Here is a 6,340-nt window from a genome sequence, read left to right on the forward strand (position 1 = left end):
GGGCCTTGTGAGGCCTGCATATATCCCTGAGCGTTTGCAAAAAAATGCGGCATCGATGTCGCTCCCGGTCGAGGCAATCACGCCGGAACCGCGCGGCATGGTCAGCATTCGATACCGGGCATTTCATTTCCGACTATGAATTTCATCAAGGACATTACGATGCGACCGCCACCTGAAATAAACTGACAACGAGAAGAGCCGTCCCGGCCACGAGGCTTTGCGCGACGCTGTCCGCGTAGGCTGTGCCCGGCGGCTCTTCGATTTGGCATTTCTACCCGTCTCGATATTGCACTGCGATTGCACGATGTGCGCGCCGGATCGGCGTCGCGCGTGACCAAGGATTTTTCCAATGACCGCTGTTCTTGCCACGATCTCCGATGCCTTTTCCTTCCACCGCAACCGGGGCAACCGAGGCGCGGGGACCGGCGGGCGGCGCTGGGGCTGGCGCGCGGTCGGGCTCATGCTCATCGCCCAGTTGGCTCTCCTCACCGGGATCGTGTCGCAGGCGCAAGGGCAGACGAAGGACACATCGGTCAAGGTGCATCTGGCCATAACCCCCTCCAACACTACGGTGGGACAGAAGGTGGGGCTGATGGCAACGACAGTGCCGGCGGTGACCGGAACGATGTATTTCTGCGAGGCGACAGCGAAGCTGTGCACGGATATCAATCGCATAGCCGAGGCCCAGGTGATCAACGGAGTGGCTGCGACGACCTACTATTATCCCGGCATCGGCACCCATGTCCTGACGGCGCGGTTCCTTGGCACGAACGGGTACGATGCTGCCAATTCGTCTCCGCAGACGCTGACGGTGACGGGCAAATACGACACGACGACGACGCTCCATGCGCCGACGGGCACCGATCCCTACACGCTGCCGGTGACGGTCGCCGGTATCGTTCCGGCTCCCGTCAAGACGGTGCCGACGGGCACCGTGGACATTATCGATACGAACGCCAATAATAAAAAGCTCGCAAGCGTGCCGCTGTCCGGAACGGCCTCCAATGCGATGGCCGTGCGGTCAATTCAGAACTTGGCGACGGGCGCCTCGCCTCAGGCGGTCGCGGTGGCGGATTTCGATGGCGATGGGCGCCCCGACGTGGCGATACCGAATTACGTTGACAAGACTGTTCAGATATTTCTCGGTCAGGCGGGAGGCACCATGGCAACGACGCCATGGGCGACGCTGCCGACGCCCAACGCCCCGACCAGCGCGGCAGCGGCGGATTTCAACAACGATGGCTACATCGATCTGGCTGTGGGCAACGGCAACGAGGTGACGACCTGGGGCAGCAACGGCAACGGCACATTCATGGACCCTGCCCACAATGTGTTCGATACCTCCTATACGGCAGCACTGAACCTTGCGGTCGCAGACTTCAATCACGACGGTTATCTCGATTTCGCGGTTCCGGCGAATTCAGACAACTTTGTAGGATCTGTAATCGTTTTTCTCAACGGAGGCACCGGTAACTTCACGCAGAAGGGCGCCCCCATTCAGCTGGGAAGCGTCCAGATTGCAGCGATCGCCACTGGTGTTTTCACCTCGAGCGGCCATTTCGATCTGATCGCCTCCGCTGGTCAGACGCTGCTCGGTGATGGCAGCGGCGGGTTTCAGCCCCAGCCGGCTTTCGACGCCTCCGGCGCCTCCGTTGCGCTGGCCGATTTCGACGCCGATGGTATTCTCGACGTGGCCATGGCTGGCGGTGAACAGGTCGTGGTCCTTCAAGGCAAAGGCAATGGCAGCTTTACCCAGAAGGCGACCGCTGTCCTCAGCGGCCCGATGTCTTGGCCTGACGCCAGGGTGACGGTCGGCGATTTCAACGCTGATGGCCATGCCGATTTCGCTGCGTCTATCTACGATTATTCCCTGCTCAACAACTCCACGCTGGAGGTATGGCTGGGCGATGGCAATTTCGGTTTCGGATCGCAACCGAGCGCGATGGTGACATTGAGGGGAGGGATCTCCGACATCGCCAGCGCCGATTTCAACGGTGACGGCATCGCCGATCTGGTGAACCTCAATTCGCGTTCGTATGGTTTTAGCCGCGTCACCCATGAGCCGGATACGAACACCGCGACGATTACCCTGGGACAGCCCAGCCTGATGCGAACCGTCACGGCGACGGGCGTGGCGGTGGATTGGACCGGTGTGCATGAGGTCGAGGCGCACTATGAAGGTGACGATACGTTCGTGCAGAGCGATTCCAATACGCTGCCGATGGGCAAGGTCGGCATCGTCCTCGATATCGATCAGACTCCCGTTGCGGCGGGAAAGTCGGTGACGCTGACGGCGACGGTGACGCCGGGCTTGAGCGGCACGGTGTCTTTTTGCGAGGCGGCGGCCAAGCTATGCACGGATGCCAACCGCTTGGGCGAGGCGCAGGTCTTCAATGGAAAAGCGTCGATTACGTTCTTCCCGAGGATCGGAACCTACTCGCTGAAGGCGCACTATGCTGGGAACGCGTCCACGACTGCGGCCTCCGCCCCCCAGGCGCTGACGGTGACGGGCCAGTATCCGACGAAAACGACGCTCGGCAAGCCGCTGGGCAATGGTCCCTACAGCATTCCCGTGACGGTCAGCAGCGTCGCGCCGCCCGCGACTCCGCCGACCGGCACGGTCGATATTATCGACCAGACCAACAACAATGTTACGCTCGGCACCAGTTCCTCCCTGTCGCAACCGACCGACAGCCTGGCCGTGCAGGGGTCGACGCTGACTGTCAGCGATATTCCCATTTCGCTCCCCGGCGGGCTCGCCGGTGCCGATTTCAACAAGGACGGCCGCGTCGATCTCGCCGTTGCCAACGCCGCCTATAGCAGGATCCAGATCTACCTGGGGCAGAGCGACGGCACATTCCCCGCCACGCCGTCCTCGATAATCCCCTATGTCACAATAGCCAGTCCGGTCGTGGCGGGCGATTTCACCAATGACGGCATTATCGATCTCGCCGTCGGCACTGAGTGGAACACCAACCTCTACAACATCGCCGTCTATACTGGCGACGGCCAGGGCGGCTTCAGTGACATACCCATCACCACTGCGGCAACGGGCAACCTCGCGGCCTTTGTCGTGAGCGATTTCGACACCAGCGGCACGCTCGACCTCGCGCTCGTCACGTCAACCAGTTCGCAAATCTGGCTCGGCGACGGCGAGGGCAAGTTCACGGCGAAGGGCAGCCCGGTAGAGCCCGGCAACGGTATGAAGCAGTATGGCGCCAACGCCGCCGCCGGCGATTTCAACAATGACGCCAACCCCGACCTCCTCGTGCCGCAGGGCAATGGCAGCCTGGTATGGGTGCTGCTGGGCGACGGCACGGGCCTGTTCCAACCCAATCCGCAGCAGATCAACACCGGCGCCAACGCCACCGTGCAATCGGTGGCCGTGGCCGATTTCGACCAGAACGGCAACCTCGACTTCACCGTCGGCGTCGAGAACTATAACTCCGATAGCTGGGTGGCCTTCTACCAGGGTCAGGGCGACGGCAAGACTTTTGTCCCCAAGCCCTACGTCACCATTACCAACACCTCGTACCAAAACTTCAATGTGACGGTCGGCGACTTCAACGCCGACGGCTGGCCAGACGTCGCCGCCGTGTATTACTATGCTATGGGTGACGCTCCGGGCCAGATGAGCTTCCTGTTGGGCAGTAGCAGCAGCAGCCACCCCTGGACCTTTACACCGAGCGCGACCGTGCAAGTCGGGAGGTTCTCGATGTCGCCGGTGGCCGGCGATTTCAACGGCGACGGCTTCGCGGACGTGGCTGTGGTCAATGGGCATGACAACAATATGAGCGTTGCCCTCGTCCAGCCCACCGTGACGGTGACGGCGTCGGCCGATGTGCCGGCGCCGGCCGGCGACCCGTCATCGGGCAAGCACAAGGTGGCGGGTGTCTATTCCGGCGACAACAAGCTCTTCGCCAAGAGCCTGCCATCCGACCCGGTGGAGCTTGCGCCACAGAAGCTCGACACGATCTTGACGGTGACCGCCGATCCCAAGGATAACAGCAATGCCGGCCAGCCGGTGACGCTGACCGCCACCTTCGGTATCAAGGACGGCGACGACGCGCAGGGACACAACCCCAAGGGCGAGTGGGTCACCTTCACCACCCAGAACGGCAGTGTGTTTCTGGGCAAGGCGCAATTCGCGCTGGACACCAATACGAAGCAATATGTGGCGATATTGCCCAACGTCACCCATCTGCCGTCCGGCGACATCACCGTCACCGCCAGCTATCCGGGCGACTCCTATTTCAACAGCATGACCGGGTCGCTCCCCTACAAGGTCGGGCCGCGCGCCACGATCAAGATGGCGCTGGCTGTGACGGCGGCCTCGAAGCCGGTGACGAGCGTACCGGCGGGAACGCAGGTGACGCTGACGGCGACGGTGACCCCGGCGGTGGGCGGCACGGTGTATTTCTGTAAAGTGGCCGCGCCCTGCGTCGGTGTTAACCGCCTGGGCGAGGCGCAGCTCACCGGCGGCAAGACTGTGATGTCGTTCTACCCCGGCATCGGAACCTACATTTTCCAGGCGCAGTTTGCCGGCACGATCACCGATGCGGCCGCGACCTCCAACACCCAGCCGCTGACGGTGACCGGCCAACACCCCACGACGACGACGCTCGCCAAGCCGGCCGGCAACACCCCCCCCTACAATCTGCCCGTAACGGTCACCGGCATCGCGCCGTCTCCACTCGCGCCGACCGGCTCGGTCGAGATCATCGACAAGACGAATAAAGATACCACGCTCGGCTCCGCGGTCCTGGCGCAGCCCGCCTATGACGTGGCGGAGACGACCGCGGCGCTGGCCGCAGGCAAGGGGCCCTATTCGTCCACTTCAGGCGATTTCAATGCCGACGGCATCGAAGACATTGCCGTTGCCAACCGCGACGACAAATCCATCGGCGTGTACCTCGGCACCCACGACGGTAAGTTCCAGCTGCCTCCGATCAGCTGGCCCACGGACGGCAATCCCTATCCGATCGCGGCAGGCGATTTCGACAATAACGGCACACTCGACCTGGCCACAGGCAACGGATCGAACCTCACCGTGTTCAAGAACCCGGGAACGGGACATTTCAACGGACATGTCGATACCGGCGGCGTCAGCGATTTCCAGTCCCTGGTGCCCGGCGATTTCGACAATGACGGCAATCTCGACGTCGTCGTCGTGCACAGGTCGAGCCAGCAGGTCTATCTCGGCAATGGCCAGAACGGCTTCTCGCCGGCTCCCGCGGGAGCTTTCGCACCGGGCAGCCTGCCGCCCGCCTATTATCGCTCCGCCGCCGGCGATTTCAACAAGGACGGCAATCTCGATCTCGTCGTACCCGACGGCCAATGGAACGGTTCCATATGGGTGCTTCTCGGCGACGGCCAAGGCGGCTTCCAGCCCAATCCGTCCCAGTCCCCCGTTCAAAGCCTCGACCGCTTCGCCGAAACCGTCGCCGTGGCGGACTTCAATGGCGACGGCAATCTCGATTTCGCCGCCGGCGTATTCGATAAGAATCCCTCCCAGTCCGGCAGCATTTTTGTCTATCAGGGCGGCACCGACGGCAAGACTTTCACGAAGAAGGCCCCCGTGCCGTTGATCGGCGGCAATTGGGGCAACTACAGTTACTATACCAATGTGAGCATCGCCGTTGGTGATTTCAACGCCGACGGCATCGCGGACCTCGCAGCCTCCGGCTCCGCCAATGTGTATGTGACCGGAACGGCGCAAGTCGGAACCTGGCTTGGCGACGGCAGCTGGAATTTCACGCCTTCCACTCAGTTCGGGCCGGGGGCTTATCCGCTCTCGACGATCGTCGGCGACTTCAACGGCGACGGCTTCACCGATGTAAGCGTTGTCAATGCCAAGGGTGACAACGCGGCAGTCGGTTTCCTGCAGCCCACCGCCACGGTGACCGGCACGGCGCAGAACGTGCCGGCGCCGGTGGGGACCGGCACGCATGATGTGCTGGCTGTCTACGACGGCGACAAGAACTTTGCCGGCAGCACGTCCGGGACCGTGCCGCTGGCGGCGAAGAAGCTCGACACCACGCTCGCCCTGAGGGCCGACCCGCCAAGCCCCGTGGTGGCCTGGCAGAAGGTGACGCTCAAAGCCGCGCTCGGCACCGGCGGCCAGGATCTGCAGGGTCAGGCGCCCTCGGGAGAGGTCACCTTCTCGATCCAAAATGGCAAGCAGCTGGGCACGGCGCCATTCGCGTGGGACGACACTACGAAGCAATATGTGGCCAGCCTGCCGGCGCAGACGCTGCCTACCGGCAATTACACCATCCAGGCGACCTATCCCGGCGACGGCAATTTCAACGCCCCGACCCCGCAGCCGGCGACGCTGCCC

1 protein-coding gene is annotated in these 6,340 nt (G+C 62.6%); it reads left to right on the forward strand.

What is annotated here, in order from left to right:
• Positions 1-349 precede the first annotated feature (349 nt).
• Positions 350-6,340 (forward strand): FG-GAP-like repeat-containing protein (locus tag C7477_RS18435; RefSeq protein WP_110754797.1); only part of this gene is annotated, 5,991 nt, incomplete at its 3' end.

It is taken from the genome of Paramesorhizobium leguminum, from assembly GCF_003217235.1.
Taxonomy (GTDB): Bacteria; Pseudomonadota; Alphaproteobacteria; order Rhizobiales; family Rhizobiaceae; genus Paramesorhizobium; species Paramesorhizobium leguminum.